We start from the raw sequence: 20,609 nt of genomic DNA, 5'->3' as shown, positions 1-20,609 counted from the left end.
GGGCGCGGGGTTCTTTTTTGTCTGCTGCTAGTTCTCCCAGATCTTGTACGCCCTCACGACGTACGGGGACTCCGGGACCCAGGTGCCCGAGGGGTACGTGGCGAACTCGCCCGTTTCCCCGCAGGTGGCGCTCTGGTAGGTGGTGACGGGGCGGCCCGTGCGGTTGACGAAGGAGGCCGCGCCTGCCGGTAAGGTCACGCAGCTCTCGATGTCGGTGTGCGCGAGTTCGGCGGTGGTGCGGGCCCCTCGGTAGTCGGACTTGGGCCAGAAGCAGAGCTGCCCGGCCGCGCAGCCGCCCGGCCGGGACGCGGTGTCCGCGGTCGCGGCCGGGGCGACGGCGAGGGCCAGGCCCGCGGCGGCGCCCACGGCCAGGGCGGCGATACGGATGGTGCGCATGAACATCACTCCCTGTGTCGGCTGGCTCCGATCCTGGCCGTGATGATCACGCGCTGCCAAGAGGGCCCCGCGGTGCGGGGCCCTGATAGGGGAAGCGGCGTCAGAGGGCGGCCGCGCCCGCCGCGCCCGCGTTCTCGCCGCGCTTGGTGAACAGGGCGACGGCGGCCGCGGCCAGCGCGACGACACCGGCGACCGTGAACGACAGGCTCATGCCCGACACGAACGTGTCATGCGAAGCGGTGATGATTTTCTCCGCGACCGGGCCCGGTGTCTGCTGCGGCACGGGGGCGATACCGACCGCGACCGCGTCGGAGGCCCCCGACAACTGGTCGTGCGGGAGGGGCGGCAGGCCCTGGTCCGCCCATTTGCCCGGCAGCAGGTGGTCGACGCGGGCGGCCATGACGGCGCCCAGGACCGCCGTGCCGAGGGCGCCGCCCACCTGCATCGCGGCCTGCTGGAGGCCACCGGCGATACCGGCGTGCTGCAAGGGGGCGTTGCCGACGATGACTTCGGTGGCGCCGACCATGACCGGCGAGAGTCCGAGGCCGAAGAGCGCGAACCACAGCGACATCACGCCCGTGCCGGAGTCGGCGTCCAGTGTGGCGGTGCCGAAGGAGGCGGCGGCGGCGAGGAGCATGCCGACGACCAGCGGGATGCGCGGCCCGACGCGGGTGATGATCGCGCCCGCCGTCGGGGAGCCGATGATGATCATGCCGGTGAGCGGCAGCAGGTGCAGACCGCTGTTCACCGGGGACATCCCATGCACGTTCTGCAGATAGAAGGTGACGAAGAACAGCCCCCCGATGAACGTGAAGGCCATCAGGAGCATCAGGACCGTGCCCGCCGACAGGGGCACGGAACGGAACAGGCCGAGCGGCAGCAGGGGTTCGCGGATCCTCGTCTGCCAGGCCGCGAAGGCGATGAAGGCCACGAGCGAGGCGCCCAGGAAGATCAGCGTCCTGCTGCTCCCCCAGCTCCAGGACGGCGCCTTGATGACCGCCCAGACCAGGCAGAACATCGCCGCCGAGAGCAGCGCGATGCCCAGCGGGTCGAAGGACTTGGGCGCGTTCTCCAGGCGGTGGTCCTTGAGGATGATCACGCCGAGGATCAGGGCGACGGCGCCGACCGGCACGTTGACGTAGAAGACCGACTGCCAGTTGACGTGCTCGACGAGCACACCGCCGAGGATGGGGCCGCCCGCGGTGGAGACGCCGATGACCATGCCCCAGAGGCCGATGGCCATGTTGAGCTTCTCGGCCGGGAAGGTGGCCCGCAGCAGGCCGAGGGCGGCGGGCATCAGCAGGGCGCCGCAGAGGCCCTGGAGCACACGGAAGCCGACGATCGCCGGGACGGTGTCGGAGAGGGCGATGGCACCGGAGGCGACGGCGAAGCCGGTGGTGCCGACGAGGAAGGTCAGCCGGTGGCCGAAGCGGTCACCCAGCTTGCCCGCGGTGATCAGGGCGACCGCGAGGGCGAGGAGATAGGCGTTGGTGATCCATTGGACGTCGGCCAGCGAGGCGCCGAGGTCCTTCTGGATGGCGGGATTCGCGACAGCGACGATGGTGCCGTCGAGCGTGACCATCATCACGCCGATCGCGACGGAGAGCAGTGTCAGCCAGGGATGACCACGTAAGCCCTTTCGGGGCCCGAGGTCGGGCGTCGCGTCCGCGACGGTGGTCTGAGACGTCATATCACGAGATTATGGCAGTGGCTGACAATTGACAAAGGATTCCATGAGGCGGCGGCTGCCATCTTGGTCACAGCTATCCTGAGCAGCGGAAACGCTGTGTGAGGAGAGACGTCGATGCGTACGATCGAAGGCGTGACGGACCGCGCGGCGTCACCCGGGCTGCGCGAGCGCAAGAAGCGCCGCACCCGGGACAGCCTGATCCGTTCGGCTCTGGAGCTGTTCGCACTGAAGGGCTACGAACGGACGACCGTCGACGAGATCTCGGAGGCCGCCGACGTCTCCCCGCGCACCTTCTTCCGCTACTTCGCGAACAAGGAGGAGGTCGCCCTCGCGATGCAGGACTCCCTGGAGGCGCACTTCCTCGCCGCACTCCGGGAGCGGCCCGCCGCCGAGCCCCCGCTGACCGCGCTCGGCAACGCGGTGTTCGCCTGCTGGGACACCGCGAGCCAGGTCATCGAGGCCGTGGTGCCGCTGGAGCTGCACCTGCGCACGTACCGGATGATCGAGTCGACCCCGCAGCTGTTCGCCGCCCATCTGCACCGGCTCGCGGAGCTGGAGGACGAGCTCGCGCAGGAGATCGCCCGCCGCACGGGCCTGGACGTACGGACCGACCCCCGGCCCCAGGTGCTGGTCGCCGCGTTCGGCGGGGTGATGCGGGTCACCGGAAAGCTCTGGAGCCGCCGCGGGTGCGCGAGCCTGGAGGAGCTCCGCGACCTCACCACCGCCTACCTCGCGCAGCTCGGCCCGGCGCTGGCGGAGGACTGGCGCTCCTGAGCGTCCTCGGCCGATGTTCCTGGCCGACGTTCCCGGCCGCCGTTCCCGAAGCGGTCGGGACCCGTGCCGGACCCGAGCAAGAAACGTCAACGAGTGCACAATCACCCTCGTTTCAAACGTGAGATGGCTCACTGACTTCACGGTCACCGCCGGGTTTCTCCTAGGGTGTTCGGCGGTGACTTCCTTCCCGGAGCTCGGCTCCCCCTCAGCCCCGTGGACGACCACGGCCACCGTGTGGCGCGCGCTGCTCGCCCTGGCCGTGGTCTTCGTCATGCTCGCCACCACCGGCTGGACGGCCGTCAGAAGCCACAAGGCGAGCGGTGACGCCCGCGCGGCGAGCCTGAGCGCCTGGATGCACGGTTCGATAGCGGGCCGCGCGCTCCCCGACCCCGCCGCGGCTCCCGGGACGCTGGCCCGCTTCTTCGGGACGCTCACCGGCGCGCAGCGCGACCTGCTGGCCGCGCGCTACCCCCTCGTCGTCGGCAACCTCAACGGCGCCCCGATCGACCTGCGCTACCGGGCCAACCGGATCGCCCTGGACGAGGCCCGGCGCGTCGAGAAGCACCGGATGCGCGAGAGCGACCTGACCCCGGTCGGCCGCCGGGACGCGGAGCGCCGGATGCACCGCTTCGAATCGCTGCTGGAGGACGGCCGGCAGATCCTCGCCTTCGATCCCACAGGCGCCGGGCGCGTCGCGGAGGTCACCGGCGACCTGGAGCGCGCCGAGCGCGTCTCCGTCGTGGTGCCCGGCGTGGACACCAACGTCCTGACCTTCGAGCGCACCCAGCGTGCCTACAGCGCGCCGGTGGGCATGGCCCGGTCCCTCTACGCCGCCGAGCGGAAGGCGAGCCCCGGCACCAGGACGGCCGTCATCGCCTGGGCCGACTACACCACGCCCGCCGGGGTCGGCATGGACGCCGCCACGGGCAAGCTCGCCGCGGAGGGCGCGCTGCGGCTGCGCGCGCTCGTCCGGGCGCTGCCCGGCGCCGCCCCCGTCTCGCTGTTCTGCCACAGCTACGGCTCGGTGGTGTGCGGCGTGGCCGTGCGCGACATGTCGCCCCGGGTCACGGACGTCGCCGTCGCGGGCAGCCCCGGCATGCGTGCCGACCGCGTCTCCGAGCTGCACACCAGCGCCCGGATATGGGCGATGCGGGACACCGACGACTGGATCCAGGGCGTCCCCCACCTGGAGGTCGGCGGCCTGGGCCACGGCGCGGACCCGGTCTCCGCGGGCTTCGGGGCGCGGCTGCTGTCCGCCGACGGCGCGCAGGGCCACGCGGGCTACTTCGCCCCGGGCACCACGAGCCTCGCCAACTTCGCGGGCATCGGGGTGGGTCTGCCGTCGGCCGTGACCTGCGCCAAGGCGTCGAGCGGCTGCGCGGACGACCTGGCCTGACGCCGGGCTCCCGGCGCCGGGCGCCACGTACCGGACCGCGTACCGGACACGGCGTCCGTCCCGGCGGACGGGCGAACGCGCGGTAACGGACGCGAGCACGTCACTTTTACGCGCGTAGTACCAGGGGTGGCTCGGGGGTGGGACGCGCGGCACCCGCCGCATACGATGAGCCGTATGGGTGATGTGCTGGCCGGTTTCCACGCCGCCTGGGAGTTCGGCACCGACTCCGTGCTCATCCGCTTCGAACGGGGGATCCGCACACCGAAGCTGTTCCAGGCTCTCGGCGAGCGGCGCATCCCCTACGAAGCGCTCGCGGGCGTGGAGCTGGCTCCGGGGAAGCGCGGCACGGTGGTGCTGCGCGCGGTGCCGAGACCGGGCGCCGACCCGCTGGTGGACGTGGCCGCGGGCGGCCTCAAGGAGAGCTGCGACCCGTACCGGCTGGTGCTGCCCGCCGAGCGCGACGCGCTCGCCGGGTACTACGCCGACGAGATACGGGCGGCCCTCGGCCCGTACGCGGCCGAGCCCGCCGAGCGGCACCTGGTGGCCGCGCCCGCGCCGCCGCTGTCCTTCAAGGCCTACGACGGCAAGGCGTCCTTCGACGGCACGGCCGTCGCCTTCCGCTGGTTCTGGACGGGCGCCTCGTCGGCCAAGTGGAAGGCGGGCGACCAGCGCTTCCCCGTGGACGAGCTATCGGGCGTCGAGTGGCACTCCCCCGACGGTCCGGGCGGCGCCCTGCGGCTCCTCCGGCACGGTCAGGCGCCCGGGGAGCACACGACCGCCGCCGACCAGGACCCCGCGGCGGTCGTCTTCGGCGTGGGATACGGGCTGGTGCACGAGTCGCTCCCGTTCGCGGCCGCGGTCCTGGCCGCCGTGCGCTCCCCCGGGGCGGCCGCCGCCGTACGGGCCGCGGCGGCCCGCCCGGACCCGGGCGGCATCGCGGACCGCATCCGTCACCTCGGCGCGCTGCACGACGCGGGGTTGCTGACCGACGACGAGTTCAGCTCGAAGAAGGCGCAGCTCCTGGCCGAGCTCTAGCCCGGGTGATACCGGGGTACGACTCCGGAATCGGGACCCTGGTGTGACGTGTTCCGGGAAGGCGGGTGCCTAGGCTGGAAAGCGTCATGATCCAATCGTTCCCCCGCCCCGTTCAGCGGCTCCTCCGCCCCCACGAGCCGATCCTCGGCCATGCGAAGAGACGCTGGGTACGCCTCGTCCCGTACGCCGTGGCGCTGATGTTCACCGCGATCCTGGCCCCGACCACCGGCGTCAGCCTGGGCAAGGACTACGGTCTGAACTCCGACCTGGCCGCGGTGCTCGGCGTCTGCCAGCTGGCCCTGCTGCTGGCCGTGCGCAGGACGCTGCTGGCCTGGTTCGTCGTCTTCACCGCCGATGCCGTGGCCGCCCTCGCGTATCTGGGCGTGCCACGGCACGCGGGCCTCCAGTGGCCGTGGACCCCGATGGCGGCCATCGGGCTCCTGGTGCTGTACGTCGCGCTGGCGATGCGCGAGCGGCCGCGCACCCTGGTCGTCGTCTGGGGCGTGACGGGCGCGACGGCATTCCTCCTCCAGGCGTCCTCGCACGAGCGCAGCACCCCCGTCTGGGTCACGGTCCAGGTGATCGGCGCGGTGCTGATGCTGATCGTCTTCGCGCTGCGGTCGCGGGGCGACGCCCGGCGGGCGCTCGCCGAGCAGGAGACGATCAGCGAGGCCGAGCGGGCCCGCCGCACCCTGCTGGAGGAGCGCGCCCGGATCGCCCGCGAGCTGCACGACGTGGTGGCCCACCACATGTCGATGATCACGGTGCAGGCGGACAGCGCCCCGTACCGCATCCCCGGCATGCCGCCCGAGGCGGTCGAGGAGTTCGGGTCGATCGCGACGGCCGCCCGCGAGTCGCTGACGGAGATGCGGCGCCTGCTGGGCGTCCTGCGCAGCGAGGAGAACGGCGAGAACGGCGGCACCGGGCGGAGCGGCGAGCTGGCGCCGCAGCCGGGTGTCACCCGCGTCCCGCAGCTCGTCGAGTCCACCGTGCGGTCCGGGCAGCCGGTCGAGCTCACGGTCGGCCCCGGGGTGGACGCGGCGCGGCTGCCGCAAGCGGTGGACCTCTCGGCGTACCGCATCGTCCAGGAGGCGCTGGCCAATGTCGTACGGCACGCGCCGGGCGCGGCGACCCGGGTCTCGCTGTCCGCGGACCGTACGGGCCTGACGGTGCTGGTCGTCAACGAACCGGTGGCGGGGCCAGCCGCCCCGCTGGAGTCGTCCGGCACCGGCCACGGCCTCGTCGGCATGCGGGAGCGCGTCCGCCTGGTCGGCGGCTCGCTGGACACCGGGCCGCTGCCGGAGGGCGGTTACCGGGTCGCGGCCCGGCTGCCGTTCGCGGAGGGCCCGGACCCGGGCCCGGGCTCCCGGGCCTCGAACCTGTCAGACTCGTCCGGCCCGTCCGACCCGTCCGAGAGGGAATCCCCCACCGCATGACCATCAAGGTGATCATCGTCGACGACCAGGCCATGGTGCGGGCGGGCTTCGCCGCGCTGCTCGCCGCGCAGTCCGACATCGACGTCGTGGGCGACGCGCCCGACGGCCGCCAGGGCGTGGAGCTCAGCCGCCGCGCGCACCCGGACGTGGTGCTGATGGACGTCCGCATGCCGGAGATGGACGGCCTGGAGGCCGCCCGGCAGATCCTGGACCCCCCGCCCGGCGTGGTGCACCGCCCGAAGGTGCTGATGCTGACCACGTTCGACGTCGACGACTACGTCTACGAGGCGCTGCGCGCGGGGGCCTCCGGCTTCCTGCTCAAGGACGCGCCGCCCGCCGACCTGATCTCGGCGGTACGGGTGGTGGCGGCGGGCGAGGCGCTGCTCGCCCCGTCCGTCACCCGGCGCCTCATCGCGGACTTCGCCCAGCAGCGGCCCGCGCCCCGGCGGGACCGCTCGCTGCGGCTCAAGGGTCTGACGCCGCGTGAGACGGAGGTGTTGGAGCTGATCGCGCGCGGTCTTTCCAACCAGGAGATTGCGGCGTCTCTCGTGTTGGCCGAGCAGACCGTCAAGACCCATATCGGGCGGGTGCTGGCGAAGCTCGGACTGCGCGACCGCGCGCAGGCGGTTGTTTTCGCGTACGAGTCGGGGCTTGTGACTCCTGGGGACCGGGGCGCCTGAGGGGCTGCCACGGTCTGTCGTCCGGCGACTGCGGGTGCGTTGTGACTGGTCGCGCAGTTCCCCGCGCCCCTTACGGGGGCGCAGGTACTACTCCCGGCCTGCCGACGTGAAGGTCATGTCCGGGTAGCGGTCGCCCGACACCTTGGCGGCGATGGGTTCCAGGGACGCGAGCTCGTCCTCCGTGAGGGTGATCCGGGTGGCCGCGGTGTTCTCCTCCAGGCGGGAGCGCTTGCGGGTGCCCGGGATGGGGACGACGGCCAGGCCGTGCGCCTGCGCGCGCTGTTGCACCCAGGCCAGGGCGATCTGCGCGAGCGAGGCCCCGTGCGCCTCGGCGATCGCGCGGACCGGAGCCAGCAGTTCGGCGTTGGCGGCCGCGTTCGCTCCGGTGAAGCGCGGCTGCGTGCGCCGCCAGTCGTCGGTGGTGAGCTCGGTGTCCGCGTGGACGAAGGAGCCGGTGAGGAAGCCGCGGCCGAGCGGCGAGTACGGCACGAGCGCGACGCCCAGTTCCGCGGCCGTGGGCACCACGTGCCGCTCGATGTCACGGCTGAAGAGCGACCACTCCGACTGCACGGCCGCGATCGGGTGGATGGCGTGGGCCTGGCGCAGCTCGGCGCCGGTGACCTCGCTCAGGCCCAGGTGGGCCACCTTGCCCTCGGCGACGAGCTCGGCCATGGCGCCGATGCTCTCCTCCAGCGGCACCTCCACATTGCGGCGGTGCATGTAGTAGAGGTCGATCCGCTCGACGCCGAGGCGGCGCAGGCTGCCCTCGACGGACTCGCGGATGTAGGCACGGTCGTTGCGGATGGCCTGGTACAACGGGTCGTCCTCGCGGCGCACGATGGCGTACTTGGTGGCCAGCGTGATGCGGTCCCGGTTGGCCTTGACGAAGGGCGCGATGAACTCCTCGTTGCGGCCGAAGGCGTAGATGTCGGCCGTGTCGAAGAGGGTGACGCCCAGTTCCAGGGCGCGCTCCAGGGTGGCGCGCGCCTCCGTCTCGTCGGTCGGGCCGTAGGCGAAGCTCATGCCCATGCAGCCGAGCCCCTGCACGCCGACCTCGGGGCCGCCGGTGCCGAGCGCGGTGGTGGCGATCTTTTCGTTGGTGCCCATGCGGTGTCAGACCCTTTCGGACGCCCGGCGGGCGTCTGCGTAGATACCGATCTTGTGGTCGAGCACGTCGAGCGTGCTCCGCAGCTCCTCGATGCGACGGCGTACGTCGTCCCGGTGCGCGCTCAGGAGCTTTTCCCGCGCGGCGAAGGTGTGCTCCCCCTCGCGCACCATCTGGGCGTAGCGCACCATGTCGGCGACCGGCATGCCGGTCAGCCGGAGCCGGCCGACCAGGTCCAGCCAGTCCAGGTCCCGGCCGGTGTAGCGGCGCTGTCCCGTGTGCGAGCGGTCCACGTGGGGCATCAGCCCGATCCGCTCGTACCAGCGCAGGGTGTGCGCCGAGAGGCCGGTGTACTCCGCGACCTCGCTGATCGTGTAGCGCTCGCCCTCCGGGCGCCGCGGCAGCGGCGCGCAGACCGGTGCGGGCGCGTGCTCCAGGACGGACATACGGTTCCCCCTCGCGTCGCGGGCCGTTCGCTGTCGAAAAGCCCTCGCGATGTCGTCAACGCTAGAGAGCTGGAGTGCACTCCAAGCAAGCCGGATCTTGGGGAAATCCTGACCCGTTAGGCTCAGTCCCATGGAGAGCCTGCGGATGATCGAGAACTGGCCGGTGGGAACCGCTGCTGCGGCAGCCGTACGGGCCGACGGCAGTATCGCGGGGGCCCACGGGCCGACCGCGCATCGTTTCCCGCTGGCCTCCGTGACCAAACCGCTCACCGCGTACGCCGCGCTGCTGGCCGTCGAGGAGGGCGCGATCGAGCTGGACGAGCCGGCGGGGCCCGCGGGCTCCACGGTCCGTCACCTGCTGGCCCACACCTCGGGGCTGGCCTTCGACGAACACCGCGCGATGGCGGAGCCGGGGACGCGGCGGCTGTACTCGAACGCGGGCTTCGAGGCGCTCGGCGACCACATCACCAAGGCGACGGACATCCCCTTCGCGGAGTACCTGCGGCAGGCGGTGCTGGAGCCGCTCGGCATGACCGCGACCGACCTGCCGGGGTCACCGGCCAAGGACGGCGTGTCCACCGTCGACGATCTGGCCCGCTTCGCGGCGGAGCTGCAGGCCCCGCGGCTGCTGTCGCGGCAGACGCTGGACGAGGCGACGTCGGTGGCCTTCCCCGGCCTGACCGGTGTCCTCCCGGGCTACGGGCACCAGCGCCCCAACGACTGGGGCCTCGGCTTCGAGATCCGCGACGGGAAGTCGCCGCACTGGACGGGTGCCGCGTCCTCGCCGCGCACGTTCGGCCACTTCGGGCAGTCCGGGACGTTCCTGTGGGTGGACCCGGAGGCGGGCGCGGCGTGCGTCGCCCTGGCCGACCGCGCGTTCGGCCCGTGGGCCGTCGCGGCGTGGCCGCCGCTGACGGACGCGATCCTGGCCGAACTGTCGGCCTGACCCCGTTGCCGGGGGCTCCGCCCCCGGACCCCGTGGTGGGTGCGGCCGGTGGTCCGGTTGTGCCCACCCGTTCCGCCCTGCGGAACGCCTGCCCACAACCGGAAAGGTAGGACGCAGGGGCACCCCATCAGGGGCGCGGGGAACTGCGCGGCCGACCACACACGGCCCGCAGACGCGCACCGGCATCGAGCGGCAGCCCAATGGGCGCACCGGTCAGCCCCACCGGGGTTCCGCGTGCATCTCCCACACAAGCCACTCCGCAGAAGCCACCACCTCCACGGTCACCCCGCTCGCCTCGAAAAGCCGCACCGCGTCGCCCTCCCGCAACTCGTCCTCGCCGATCCGGACCGCGCCGCGCGCGACGTGGACGTAGATCCACGGCGCGTCCGGCACGGACACCCGCTCCCCCGGCCGCCCCGAGCGGAAGACGTGCAGGACCGCCTCCGCCCGCGCCAGCGGGTAGCGGTGGCCCGGGGGGACGTCGCGCACGACCTCGTACGACGGTTCGCCGCCCCATTCGGACGGGGTGAGCCACATCTGGACGAAGCGCAGGGGCGCGTGCCCCAGGTTGCGTTCCGCGTGGCGTACGCCCTCGCCCGCGCTGAGCCGCTGGAGGTCCCCGGCGCGGACGACCGTGCGGTGCCCGGCGGAGTCCTCGTGGGTGAGCTCGCCCTCGATCACCCAGGTGACGATCTCGACGTCGCGGTGCGGGTGCTCCGCGAAGCCCGCGCCGGGCGCGAGGTTCTCCTCGTTGCAGGCGGCGAGCGGGCCGAAGCGGACGTTGTCGGGGTCGTAGAAGCCGGAGAAGGAGAACGCGTGCCAGGTCCGGATCCCGGCCTCGGGGTCGCCGCCCCGGAAGCGTTCGCCTGCGCGTTGTACGGCGCGTCGCACGTGCGTCATCGGGCTACCGTAGCCCGGCGGCCCCGCTCGACACCCGGATAAGGCAGGCTTGTCCCCGTGCCTGAACCCTCCGCTCACACCCCGCATCCCCACAGCGCCACCCTGCGGCGCCTGGAGAAGTCCTCCGGCACGCTGGCGGCCGCCGCCATCGCCCGGATGGACGCCCAGCTGCCGTGGTACCGGGCGATGCCCCCGGAGAACCGCTCGTGGATCGGCCTGGTCGCACAGGCGGGCATCGCGGCCTTCACGGAGTGGTTCCGGCATCCGGAGACCCCGCAGGCCATCAGCACGGACGTGTTCGGCACGGCGCCGCGCGAGCTGACCCGGGCGATCACCCTGCGCCAGACGGTGGAGATGGTCCGTACGACCATCGAGGTCATGGAGTCGGCGATCGACGACGTGGCCGCGCCGGGCGACGAGTCGGTGCTGCGCGAGGCGCTGCTCGTGTACGCCCGGGAGATCGCCTTCGCCACCGCCCAGGTGTACGCGCAGGCCGCGGAGGCCCGCGGCGCGTGGGACGCCCGGCTGGAGTCGCTCGTGGTGAACGCGGTGCTGTCGGGCGAGGCCGACGAGGGCGCCCTGTCGCGGGCCGCCGCGCTGGGCTGGAACGCGCCCGCGAACGTCTCGGTGGTGCTGGGGACGGCCCCCAACGGGGACAGCGAGCTGACGGTGGAGGCCATCCGGCGTGCGGCCCGGCACGCGAAGCTCCAGGTGCTCACGGGGGTGCTCGGGGACCGCCTGGTGGTGATCGCGGGCGGCTCGGACAATCCGCTCCAGGCGGCGAAGGCCCTGATCGGGCCGTTCGCGGCGGGCCCGGTGGTGGCCGGTCCCGTGGTGGCGGACCTGCTGTCGGCGACGCGCTCCGCGCAGTCCGCGGCGGCCGGGCTGAAAGCGTGCGCGGCCTGGCCGGACGCCCCCCGGCCCGTGCTGGCGGACGATCTCCTCCCGGAGCGCGCGATGGCCGGTGATGCCACCGCGCGTGACCAGCTGGTGGAGGAGATCTACAGACCGCTGGAGGAAGCGGGCTCGGCACTGCTGGAGACGCTGAGTGTCTATCTGGAGCAGGCGAGTAGCCTGGAAGGCGCGGCACGGATGCTGTTCGTCCACCCGAACACCGTGAGATACCGCCTCCGACGTGTGACGGACGTCACCGGGTGGTCACCGTCCGATGTCCGCTCGGCTTTCACGCTGCGGGTGGCGCTGATTCTGGGGCGCCTGGCAGACGCGGAGTCCCCGCTCTAGGCTTTTGTTGGACATCAACAATTCCCCTGACGGTTCTTGGTCCCTGTCCCCACGGGTCGCCATCACCGTCCACGAGAGAGAGTGTGAGGGTGCTCGTACTCGTCGCCCCCGGCCAGGGCGCTCAGACGCCCGGCTTCCTGACCCCCTGGCTCGACCTCCCCGGTGTCGAAGACCGACTCCGTGAGTGGTCGGCAGCCATCGACCTGGACCTGGTCCACTACGGCACGGACGCCGACGCGGACGAGATCCGCGACACCGCCGTGGCCCAGCCGCTGCTGGTGGCCGCCGCGCTCGTGTCGGCCCGGCAGCTGTTCCCCACGGGGGAGGACTTCGCCCGGCTCGTGGGTGCCACCGCCGGTCACAGCGTGGGCGAGCTCGCCGCCGCCGCGCTCTCCGGCGTGCTCTCCGAGCAGGACGCGATGGAGCTGGTGCGCAAGCGCGGCCTCGCGATGGCGGAGGCGGCGGCCGTGACCGAGACCGGCATGGCCGCGCTGCTGGGCGGCGACGCCGAGGTCGTCCTGCCGCACCTGGAGAAGCTGGGGCTGACCCCCGCGAACGTCAACGGCGCGGGCCAGATCGTCGCCGCGGGCACCGCCGAGCAGCTCGCGGCGCTCGCCGAGGACAAGCCGGAGGGCACCCGCCGGGTCGTCCCGCTGAAGGTCGCGGGCGCCTTCCACACCGAGCACATGGCCCCGGCCGTCACCGTGCTGGGGACCGCCGTCGAGGAGCTGGCCCCCGCGGACCCGCACACCCGTTACGTCTCCAACAAGGACGGCGCCGTCGTCGACAGCGGCAAGGACGTCGTCGCGCGGCTGGTCGGCCAGGTGGCCAACCCGGTCCGCTGGGACCGCTGCATGGAGACCTTCCAGGAGCTCGGCGTCACCGCGATCATCGAGCTCGCGCCCGGCGGCACCCTGGTGGGCATCGCCAAGCGCGCCCTGCCCGGTGTCCGGACGCTCGCGCTCAAGACCCCGGCCGACCTCGACGCGGCCCGTGAGCTGATCGCCGAGTACGCCACCGAAGGAGCCCCGCGCGCATGACCGCGAAGATCAGGCCCAGCAAGGGCAGCCCGTACGCGCGCATCCTCGGCGTGGGCGGCTACCGCCCCACGCGGGTGGTGCCCAACGAGGAGATCCTCAAGCACATCGACTCGTCCGACGAGTGGATCCGCTCCCGGTCCGGCATCGCCACGCGGCACTGGGCGAGCCCGGAGGAGACGGTCTCGGCGATGTCGGTCGAGGCCGCGGGCAAGGCCATCGCCGCCGCCGGGATCAGCCCCGAGCAGGTCGGCGCCGTGATCGTCGCCACCGTCTCGCACTTCCACCAGACCCCGGCGATCGCCACCGAGATCGCGCACCGCATCGGCGCGGGCAAGCCCGCCGCCTTCGACATCTCCGCGGGCTGCGCCGGCTTCGGCTACGGCCTGACCCTGGCCAAGGGCCTGGTCGTCGAGGGCACGGCGGAGTATGTCGTGGTCATCGGCGTGGAGCGGCTGTCGGACCTGACGGACCTGGAGGACCGCGCGACGGCCTTCCTGTTCGGCGACGGCGCGGGCGCCGTGGTCGTCGGCCCGTCGCAGGAGCCCGCCATGGGCCCGACGGTCTGGGGTTCGGAGGGCGACAAGGCCCAGACGATCAAGCAGACCCGCGGGTGGGACGTCTACCGCAGGTCGGACCGGCCCGGCGGGGACATCGAGCTCCCCGAGGCCCGTACGCCCCTGGACGAGATCCGTTTCCCGGCGATCACCCAGGAGGGCCAGGCGGTCTTCCGCTGGGCCGTCTTCGAGATGGCCAAGGTCGCCCAGCAGGCGCTGGACGACGCGGGTGTCAGCCCCGAGGACCTGGACGTCTTCATCCCGCACCAGGCCAATATGCGGATCATCGACTCGATGGTGAAGACTCTCAAGCTGCCGGAGAGCGTCACGGTGGCCCGCGACGTGGAGACCACGGGGAACACCTCCGCGGCCTCCATCCCGCTGGCCATGGAGCGCCTCCTGGCGACGGGAGCGGCGAAGAGCGGGGACACCGCGCTCGTCATCGGTTTCGGGGCGGGTCTCGTCTACGCCGCGACGGTCGTTACCCTCCCCTAGGCGAGATCGGCGCGGCACCCGCCGCACCGGCCCTGCCCAGCAGTTCTTTACCCACGTAGTTACATCGCACAGAACAAAAGGAGCGCCGCAATGGCTCACACCCAGGAGCAGATCGTCGAGGGTCTCGCCGAGATCGTCAACGAGATCGCCGGTATCCCCGTTGAGGACGTCAAGCTGGACAAGTCCTTCACCGACGACCTGGACGTCGACTCGCTGTCCATGGTCGAGGTCGTCGTGGCCGCCGAGGAGCGCTTCGACGTCAAGATCCCCGACGAGGACGTCAAGAACCTGAAGACGGTCGGCGACGCCGCCGGCTACATCCTGAAGCACCAGGCCTGACCTGAGCGTTCGTCGCCACCCCGGCGGTGGCGGAACCAGCACCTCTACACGTGGAGACAGAATCCCGATGAACCCGACCAATCGCACCGTGGTCGTCACCGGTATCGGCGCAACCACACCGCTGGGTGGCGACAGCGCATCGACCTGGGAGGCCATGCTCGCGGGGCGCTCCGGCGTCCGGCAGCTCGACGGCGAGCGCTTCGCCGACCTCCCCGTCCGCATCGCGGCCCGTGCCGCCGTGGACCCCGAGGACGTCCTGCCCCGTCCGCTGACCCGCAAGACGGACCGTTCCGCGCAGTTCGCGCTGATCGCGGCCCGTGAGGCGTGGGCCGACGCGGGCTTCACCGCCAAGGCCGGGGAGGACCCCGCCGTCGCCCCCGAGCGCCTGGGCACCGTCATCGCCTCCGGCATCGGCGGCGTGACCACCCTGCTCGACCAGTACGACGTGCTCAAGGAGAAGGGCGTACGCCGCGTCTCCCCGCACACCGTGCCGATGCTGATGCCGAACGGCCCGTCCGCCAACGTCGGCCTGGAGGTGAACGCCCAGGCGGGCGTGCACACCCCGGTCAGCGCCTGCGCGTCCGGCGCCGAGGCCATCGGCTACGCCGTCGAGATGATCCGTACCGGCCGCGCCGACGTCGTCGTCGCCGGTGGCACCGAGGCGGCCATCCACCCGCTGCCCATCGTGGCCTTCGCCAACATGATGGCGATGTCCAAGAACAACGACGAGCCCACCAAGGCCTCCCGCCCGTACGACAAGGGCCGTGACGGCTTCGTGCTCGGCGAGGGCGCCGGTGTCGTGATCCTGGAGTCCGCGGAGCACGCCGCCAAGCGCGGTGCCCGCGTCTACTGCGAGGTGCTGGGCCAGGGCCTGTCCGCGGACAGCCACCACATCGCGCAGCCGGAGCCGACGGGCCGCGGCATCGCCGCCGCGCTGCAGAACCTGCTGGACTCCAGCGACCTGAAGCCTTCGGAGGTCGTGCACCTCAACGCGCACGCCACCTCCACCCCGCAGGGCGACGCCGCCGAGATCAAGGCCCTGCGCAAGGTCCTCGGCGACGACCTCGACCACGTCGCGGTCTCCGCGACCAAGTCGATGACGGGCCACCTGCTGGGCGGCGCCGGCGGCATCGAGACGGTCGCCACCGTGCTCGCCCTCCACCACCGCACGGCCCCGCCGACGATCAACGTCGACGACCTGGACGACGACATCGACGCGGACATCGTCCGCGACGAGCCGCGCGCCCTGCCGGAGGGGCCGATCGCGGCGATCAACAACTCGTTCGGGTTCGGTGGGCACAACGTCGTGCTTGCGTTTCGCTCTGTCTGAGCCGGCTTTGGCGCCCAGTCGCCGTAGCGGCTGAGGCCGGTCGGCGACTGCGGGCCGTTTGTGGCTGGTCGCGCAGTTCCCCGCGCCCCTGCCGGGGCGCGCCCTGCCCTGCAATGCGAAAACGGCCCCGTTTTTCAAACGGGGCCGTTTTCGTGTGCTCTCAGACCACCTGGTGCAGCCAGCGGACCGGGGCGCCCTCGCCCGCGTAGCGGAAGGGCTCCAGTTCGTCGTCCCAGGGCTTGCCGAGCAGCTTGGCGACCTCGGCGGCCAGGTTGGTCTCGCCGCGCCCGGCACGGGCGAGCGCGGCCCGCAGCCGGTCCTCGGGGATGAGGATGTCGCCGTGGATGCCGGTGACGGCGTGGAAGATGCCGAGCTCGGGGGTCGAGCTGTAGCGCTCGCCCTCGGCGGTGGCGCAGGGCTCCGCGGTCACCTCGAAGCGCAGGAGGTGCCAGCCGCGCAGCGCGGAGGCGAGTTTGGAGGCGGTGCCGACCCGGCCCTGCCAGGAGAACTCGGCGCGCCAGGTGCCGGGGGCGGCCGGTTGTCTGATCCAGTCGAGCGTGACGCGCACACCGAGCACGCCCGCGACGGCCCATTCGACGTGCGGGCACAGCGCGCGCGGCGCGGAGTGCACGTAGAGAACTCCACGTGTCGTCACCGGGACCTCCAGTGCGGTTCGAGGTTCGCCTTCCCCAGCGGCCTCGCACCCGGACCGGTCCCGCCTGGGACAGCAGCAGACATTCTGCCCCAATGGCCACTCCCGCACCAGCTCGCGAGGTTACCAACAGTAAACACCATCGGGAGCAATTCTCCTGAAAATGGACAGGATATGACGTGTTGCTTTTTCGGTGGTGCCGAAGCGCGAACGCCGCCGGGAGCCTGCCCGGCCGCCCCCGGGGCAAAGCTACCGTGCGGCGGCACCCCTCCGGTGACGTACCGTCGGACCCGAACCGATATCACCCGGCCGGAGAGGGAAGAGCGATGCGTGACAGCGCGGGACGGAGGGCGCGCACGGCCGTACGGGCCGCCGCGGCCCTGGTGACGGCGGCCCTCCTCGTCACTGGCTGTGACGGCGCGAAGGGCGGCGCCAAGGCCGAACCGGAGCGGAAGCCGAGCGCCTCCCCCACCCCCGAGTGGAACACCAGACCCGCTTCCATCGCCTCCCTCGGCGACTCCATCACCCGTGGCTTCAACGCCTGCTCCGTCCTCTCCGACTGCCCCGGGGCCTCCTGGGCCACCGGCACCCAGGTCGACAGCCTCGCCCGCAGGCTGCTGGCCTCACCGGGGACGAGCAGCTGGAACCACGCGAGGACGGGGGCCCGGATGGCCGACCTGCCCGGCCAGATGCGGCAGGCCGTGACGGACAGGCCGCAGCTCGTGACGGTTCTCCTCGGCGCCAACGACGCGTGCCGCCCCGAGGTGGACGAGATGACGTCGGTGGACGCCTTCCGCACGGACTTCGAGACGTCGGTGCGGGAGCTGCGCTCCGCCCTGCCGAAGTCCCAGCTGTACGTGGCGGGCATCCCGGACCTGAAGCGGCTGTGGTCGCAGGGCCGGACGAACGGCTTCGCGAAGACGGTGTGGAAGCTGGGCGTCTGCCCCTCGATGCTGCGGGACTCCGAGGCCGAGGACGCGACGGCGGAGCAGCGGCGGGCCGCGGTGGAGAAACGGGTCGGCGAGTACAACGCCGTCCTGAAGGACGTCTGCTCCCGGGACCGCCTCTGCCGCTTCGACGGCGCGGTGTCCTCGTACGGCTTCACGGGCGAGGAGCTGAGCAAGTGGGACTGGTTCCACCCCAGCAAGACCGGACAGCGGCAGCTGGCCGACCTCGCCTACCGTACGATCACGGCGCCGCGGCCCCCGGCCTGAGCGACGCGCGCGGGACCGTGACGCCGGGCCATCCGTACCCTCGCTCCGGATGTCCGGCGCCCCGGCACCGGCCGGTCAGTGCGGACCGAGCCATGGCCAAAGCCAGTGGAACGGCACCGTCCGCACCTTCCGCTCAGCACGGTATCGGATGAACACACCTTTCTCATAAGCAAGTTCACCCTCCCGTGGGTCAACTTCCGGCGCCTGGGCATCAGAACGACAGACAGTCGCTCCACCTCCGCACCACCTCCGCACGGTCCATCACCGGCATATGAGGTTGGCATGTCCGAGACTTCGACTTCGCACGGAACGACGGACGGCACGACGGGCGGCACCGGCTCCCGGCACCGGCTCCGCGAGCTCCCCGCGGTCACGGCGCGCGACCGGATCGGCGGCACCCTGGCCTTCAAACGCGACCCGCTGGCCTTCCTGGCGGGCGGCATCGCGCGGCACGGCGACATCTTCCGGTTCAGGGCCCTGGGCATCCCCATGGTGCTGGTGAACCACCCGGACCACGTCCAGCGCATCCTCGTCGACCACAGCGCCAACTACGACAAGGACGCCTTCATCTTCAAGGCGGTCCGGCCGATGCTGCGCGACGGCCTCATACCCGTCGCGGACATGGACCGGTGGCGGCGGCAGCGCCACATGATGGCGCCCCACTTCACGCCGCGCGCGGTCGCCTCCTTCGTCCACAACATGACCGACGAGACCGAACAGGCGCTGCGCCGCTGGGAAGAGAAGGCCCGGGCGGACGCGGACGGGGTCCTCGAACTCACCGAGGAGTTCGGCCAGCTGGCCCTGCGCATCGTGAACCGCTCGCTGTTCAGCGCGGCGGTGGGCGACGCCGCCCTGGCCTTCGAGCGGGCCTTCGGGGTGGCGAACGGCGTCCTCGGGGACTTCCTCCGCTTCCCCTTCCCGCCGCTGTCGGTGCCGACGCCGTCCCACCGGCGGCTGCGCCGGGCCATCGACGACATGGACGCGTTCGTCTCCCTGTTCGTCCGCAAGCGGCTGAGCGGGGAGGCGGACGACGACGGGGCCGACCTGCTCTCCCTGCTGCTGCACTCCGTGGACGAGGAGAGCGGCACGGGCATGGGCCTGGAGCAGCTCCACCACGAGGTGCTCAACCTGTGCGTGGGCGCCTTCGAGACCACCACCTGCGGCCTCTCCTGGACCTTCGCCCTCCTGGCACGGCACCCCGAGGCCGAGGAGAAGCTGCACGCCGAGGTGGACGCGGTGCTGGGCGGCCGACTCCCCGTCTTCGAGGACCTGGAGCGGCTGGTCCACACCCGGAGGGTCATCGACGAGTCGCTGCGCATCCACTCGCCCGCGTTCCAGACCATGCGCCGGGCGCGGGAGGAGGACGAGCTCGCCGGGTTCCGCGTCCCGGCCGGGTCCAACATGGTCATCAACAGCTATCTGCTGCACCGGCACCCGGACTTCTGGGACGACCCGGAGCGTTTCGACCCCGATCGCTTCGCCCCGGAGGAGGTCGCGAAGCGCCCCCGGCACGCCTATGTGCCGTTCGGCAGCGGCCCGCGCGTGTGCATCGGCAAGCACTTCGCGCTGACGGAGCTGGCGCTCGTGCTGGCCTCCGTCGCCCGTGGCCACCGCCTGGTGCTGCCCGAGGGCGCGCCCGCCGTCGAGCCGGAGGCCCGGATCACGCTGCGCCCGAAGGGCGGGGTGCGGCTGCGCCTGGAGCGCCGCCGGTGACGGGCGCGGGCGCGGGGCCCGGGGAGATCTTCTGTCCCTTCCCGCACCGGGTCAATCCGCGGGCCGGGCGGGCACGGCGGCACCTGTCCGCGTGGACGCGGCGCACGGGCCTGGTGACGCGGGAAGTCGCCGGGAAGCGGTTCGAGCGGGCGGACTTCGGCCGGCTCGCGGCGGTGGTGTACCCCACGGCGGACGGGCCGCGCCTGGAGCTGACGGCGGACTGGATCGCGTGGCTGTTCCTCGTCGACGACCAGCTGGACGACGGCGCCGTCGGCCGGACCCCCGCGTCGGCCCGGAAGGCGGTGGAGGACATGCGCGCGCTCCTCAAGGCCCCGGGCGGCGGGGCCGGTCCGGACGCGCCGCCCGCGCTGCGCTCGCTCGCCGACCTGTGGGCCCGCACAGCCGCGGGCACCACGCCGCACTGGCGCCGCCGCTTCGCGCGCCACCTCGGCGCGTACCTGGCCACGACGTCCACCTGGGAGGCGGGGAACCGGGCCGCGGGCGTCGTCCCCGACGAGGAGACGTACGTCGTCAACCGCAGGCACACCGGGGCGATCTACGTCTGCATGGACCTCATCGACGTCGTGGAGCGCGTCGACGTCCCCGAGGCGGTGCACGGCGGCCCCGAGTTCACGGCGGCGCTGGACGCGGCGTGCAACGTCGTGTGCTGGACCAACGACGTGTTCTCGCTGGAGAAGGAGCGCTCGCTGGGCGAGACGCACAACCTGGTGCACGTCGTGGGCCACCACCGCGGGCTCGGCCGGGACGCGGCGCTGGCCCACGTGTGCCGGGCGATCTCCGCGGAGACGGCGGCGTTCCTCGCCCACGAGCGGACGCTGCTGCGGGCCCATCCCGCGCACGCGGCGGTGCTGGCTCCGTACCTCGCGGGGATGCGCTCCTGGATGCGCGGCAACCTCGACTGGTCGGCGCGCACGGCGCGCTACCACCCCGCGACGCGCGCGGACCGCGCAGCCCCGGACGAGTACCTGGAACCGTCCCTCATGCCGGGGGCCGCGGCCCGTAAGGGCCGCGCCCCGTAGGGGCGCGGGGAACTGCGCGACCAGCCCCCACCGGACCTGCGGCCGCGCGCGGAGCGCAAGTGGCAGCCCGGTGGGCGCACCCCGCGGGCTCGGCCGGGACGCGGCGCTGGCCCACGTGTGCCGGGCGATCTCCGCGGAGACGGCGGCGTTCCTCGCCCACGAGCGGACGCTGCTGCGGGCCCATCC

Annotated in this window: 20 protein-coding genes; 14 read left to right on the top strand and 6 right to left on the bottom strand. The window is 72.5% G+C overall.

The window, feature by feature from the left end:
• Positions 1 to 27 precede the first annotated feature (27 nt).
• Positions 28 to 396, bottom strand: a complete 369-nt coding sequence (locus K6I34_RS04965) for a peptidase inhibitor family I36 protein (RefSeq protein ID WP_229322835.1) — start codon at positions 394 to 396, stop codon at positions 28 to 30.
• Positions 397 to 496: 100 nt separating this feature from the next.
• Positions 497 to 2,086, bottom strand: a complete 1,590-nt coding sequence (locus tag K6I34_RS04960; RefSeq protein WP_229322834.1) for an MFS transporter — start codon at positions 2,084 to 2,086, stop codon at positions 497 to 499.
• A gap of 114 nt (positions 2,087 to 2,200) precedes the next feature.
• On the opposite strand from K6I34_RS04960, the gene K6I34_RS04955 reads away from it, so the two are divergent.
• From K6I34_RS04955 to K6I34_RS04935, 5 genes are all read left to right on the top strand, one after another.
• Positions 2,201 to 2,860 (top strand): TetR family transcriptional regulator, encoded by a 660-nt coding sequence (locus K6I34_RS04955; RefSeq protein WP_229322833.1) that lies wholly within the window; start codon positions 2,201 to 2,203, stop codon positions 2,858 to 2,860.
• Positions 2,861 to 3,035: 175 nt separating this feature from the next.
• Complete coding sequence (locus tag K6I34_RS04950) at positions 3,036 to 4,256, top strand: alpha/beta hydrolase (protein ID WP_229322832.1); 1,221 nt, start codon at positions 3,036 to 3,038, stop codon at positions 4,254 to 4,256.
• Between the two features lie 174 nt (positions 4,257 to 4,430).
• On the top strand, positions 4,431 to 5,291 hold the full coding sequence (locus K6I34_RS04945; protein WP_229322831.1) for a DUF4429 domain-containing protein: 861 nt from the start codon (positions 4,431 to 4,433) through the stop codon (positions 5,289 to 5,291).
• 86 nt (positions 5,292 to 5,377) lie between these two features.
• Positions 5,378 to 6,727, top strand: coding sequence for a sensor histidine kinase (locus K6I34_RS04940; RefSeq protein WP_229322830.1), 1,350 nt, complete (start codon positions 5,378 to 5,380; stop codon positions 6,725 to 6,727).
• Positions 6,724 to 7,407: a response regulator transcription factor gene (locus tag K6I34_RS04935; RefSeq protein WP_229322829.1), complete on the top strand. Its 684-nt coding sequence runs from the start codon at positions 6,724 to 6,726 to the stop codon at positions 7,405 to 7,407. The genes K6I34_RS04940 and K6I34_RS04935 overlap by 4 nt, the downstream gene beginning before the upstream one ends.
• 87 nt (positions 7,408 to 7,494) lie before the next feature.
• On the opposite strand, the gene K6I34_RS04930 is transcribed toward K6I34_RS04935, so the two are convergent.
• Both K6I34_RS04930 and K6I34_RS04925 read right to left on the bottom strand, forming a co-directional pair.
• Positions 7,495 to 8,514, bottom strand: coding sequence for an aldo/keto reductase (locus tag K6I34_RS04930; RefSeq protein ID WP_229322828.1), 1,020 nt, complete (start codon positions 8,512 to 8,514; stop codon positions 7,495 to 7,497).
• Between the two features lie 6 nt (positions 8,515 to 8,520).
• Entirely contained in the window at positions 8,521 to 8,958 is a 438-nt protein-coding gene (locus K6I34_RS04925) for a MerR family transcriptional regulator (protein ID WP_229322827.1), read from the bottom strand.
• Positions 8,959 to 9,088: 130 nt separating this feature from the next.
• On the opposite strand from K6I34_RS04925, the gene K6I34_RS04920 reads away from it, so the two are divergent.
• Positions 9,089 to 9,904: a serine hydrolase gene (locus tag K6I34_RS04920; protein ID WP_229322826.1), complete on the top strand. Its 816-nt coding sequence runs from the start codon at positions 9,089 to 9,091 to the stop codon at positions 9,902 to 9,904.
• A gap of 213 nt (positions 9,905 to 10,117) precedes the next feature.
• Here K6I34_RS04920 and K6I34_RS04915 read toward each other — a convergent pair whose 3' ends face one another.
• A complete protein-coding gene (locus K6I34_RS04915) occupies positions 10,118 to 10,804 on the bottom strand; it encodes a pirin family protein (RefSeq protein ID WP_229322825.1) in 687 nt (228 codons plus the stop codon).
• Positions 10,805 to 10,861: 57 nt separating this feature from the next.
• Between K6I34_RS04915 and K6I34_RS04910 the strand changes: the two genes are divergently transcribed.
• From K6I34_RS04910 to fabF, 5 genes are all read left to right on the top strand, one after another.
• Positions 10,862 to 12,046 carry a CdaR family transcriptional regulator gene (locus K6I34_RS04910; RefSeq protein WP_121798070.1) on the top strand — a complete coding sequence of 395 codons (1,185 nt, stop codon included), beginning with the start codon at positions 10,862 to 10,864 and terminating at the stop codon, positions 12,044 to 12,046.
• Between the two features lie 89 nt (positions 12,047 to 12,135).
• Complete coding sequence (locus tag K6I34_RS04905) at positions 12,136 to 13,086, top strand: ACP S-malonyltransferase (protein ID WP_229322824.1); 951 nt, start codon at positions 12,136 to 12,138, stop codon at positions 13,084 to 13,086.
• Positions 13,083 to 14,135: a ketoacyl-ACP synthase III gene (locus K6I34_RS04900; RefSeq protein WP_229322823.1), complete on the top strand. Its 1,053-nt coding sequence runs from the start codon at positions 13,083 to 13,085 to the stop codon at positions 14,133 to 14,135. Before K6I34_RS04905 ends, K6I34_RS04900 begins: the two co-directional genes overlap by 4 nt.
• Before the next feature lie 90 nt (positions 14,136 to 14,225).
• Positions 14,226 to 14,474, top strand: a complete 249-nt coding sequence (locus K6I34_RS04895; protein ID WP_229322822.1) for an acyl carrier protein — start codon at positions 14,226 to 14,228, stop codon at positions 14,472 to 14,474.
• A gap of 67 nt (positions 14,475 to 14,541) precedes the next feature.
• Complete coding sequence (fabF, locus tag K6I34_RS04890) at positions 14,542 to 15,804, top strand: beta-ketoacyl-ACP synthase II (protein ID WP_229322821.1); 1,263 nt, start codon at positions 14,542 to 14,544, stop codon at positions 15,802 to 15,804.
• Positions 15,805 to 15,964: 160 nt separating this feature from the next.
• Here fabF and K6I34_RS04885 read toward each other — a convergent pair whose 3' ends face one another.
• On the bottom strand, positions 15,965 to 16,459 hold the full coding sequence (locus K6I34_RS04885; RefSeq protein WP_121798075.1) for a DUF3145 domain-containing protein: 495 nt from the start codon (positions 16,457 to 16,459) through the stop codon (positions 15,965 to 15,967).
• A gap of 323 nt (positions 16,460 to 16,782) precedes the next feature.
• Between K6I34_RS04885 and K6I34_RS04880 the strand changes: the two genes are divergently transcribed.
• From K6I34_RS04880 to K6I34_RS04870, 3 genes are all read left to right on the top strand, one after another.
• Positions 16,783 to 17,670, top strand: a complete 888-nt coding sequence (locus tag K6I34_RS04880) for an SGNH/GDSL hydrolase family protein (protein ID WP_229322820.1) — start codon at positions 16,783 to 16,785, stop codon at positions 17,668 to 17,670.
• A gap of 282 nt (positions 17,671 to 17,952) precedes the next feature.
• On the top strand, positions 17,953 to 19,383 hold the full coding sequence (locus K6I34_RS04875; RefSeq protein WP_229322819.1) for a cytochrome P450: 1,431 nt from the start codon (positions 17,953 to 17,955) through the stop codon (positions 19,381 to 19,383).
• Entirely contained in the window at positions 19,380 to 20,423 is a 1,044-nt protein-coding gene (locus K6I34_RS04870) for a terpene cyclase (protein ID WP_229322818.1), read from the top strand. Before K6I34_RS04875 ends, K6I34_RS04870 begins: the two co-directional genes overlap by 4 nt.
• The last annotated feature ends 186 nt before the right edge of the window (positions 20,424 to 20,609 follow it).

The sequence above is a fragment of the Streptomyces sp. UNOC14_S4 genome, from assembly GCF_020740835.1.
GTDB lineage: Bacteria > Actinomycetota > Actinomycetes > Streptomycetales > Streptomycetaceae > Streptomyces.
The sequence above is the reverse complement of the archived record's forward strand: the minus strand, read 5'-3'. Positions and strand labels throughout refer to the sequence as shown.

Coding starts and splice junctions, on each gene's coding strand:
- K6I34_RS04965 (WP_229322835.1), bottom strand. CDS start 396: ATGCGCACCATCCGTATCGCCGCCCTGGCCGTGGGCGCCGCCGCGGGC.
- K6I34_RS04960 (WP_229322834.1), bottom strand. CDS start 2,086: ATGACGTCTCAGACCACCGTCGCGGACGCGACGCCCGACCTCGGGCCC.
- K6I34_RS04955 (WP_229322833.1), top strand. CDS start 2,201: ATGCGTACGATCGAAGGCGTGACGGACCGCGCGGCGTCACCCGGGCTG.
- K6I34_RS04945 (WP_229322831.1), top strand. CDS start 4,431: ATGGGTGATGTGCTGGCCGGTTTCCACGCCGCCTGGGAGTTCGGCACC.
- K6I34_RS04940 (WP_229322830.1), top strand. CDS start 5,378: ATGATCCAATCGTTCCCCCGCCCCGTTCAGCGGCTCCTCCGCCCCCAC.
- K6I34_RS04935 (WP_229322829.1), top strand. CDS start 6,724: ATGACCATCAAGGTGATCATCGTCGACGACCAGGCCATGGTGCGGGCG.
- K6I34_RS04930 (WP_229322828.1), bottom strand. CDS start 8,514: ATGGGCACCAACGAAAAGATCGCCACCACCGCGCTCGGCACCGGCGGC.
- K6I34_RS04925 (WP_229322827.1), bottom strand. CDS start 8,958: ATGTCCGTCCTGGAGCACGCGCCCGCACCGGTCTGCGCGCCGCTGCCG.
- K6I34_RS04920 (WP_229322826.1), top strand. CDS start 9,089: ATGGAGAGCCTGCGGATGATCGAGAACTGGCCGGTGGGAACCGCTGCT.
- K6I34_RS04915 (WP_229322825.1), bottom strand. CDS start 10,804: ATGACGCACGTGCGACGCGCCGTACAACGCGCAGGCGAACGCTTCCGG.
- K6I34_RS04900 (WP_229322823.1), top strand. CDS start 13,083: ATGACCGCGAAGATCAGGCCCAGCAAGGGCAGCCCGTACGCGCGCATC.
- K6I34_RS04895 (WP_229322822.1), top strand. CDS start 14,226: ATGGCTCACACCCAGGAGCAGATCGTCGAGGGTCTCGCCGAGATCGTC.
- fabF (WP_229322821.1), top strand. CDS start 14,542: ATGAACCCGACCAATCGCACCGTGGTCGTCACCGGTATCGGCGCAACC.
- K6I34_RS04880 (WP_229322820.1), top strand. CDS start 16,783: ATGCGTGACAGCGCGGGACGGAGGGCGCGCACGGCCGTACGGGCCGCC.
- K6I34_RS04875 (WP_229322819.1), top strand. CDS start 17,953: ATGTCCGAGACTTCGACTTCGCACGGAACGACGGACGGCACGACGGGC.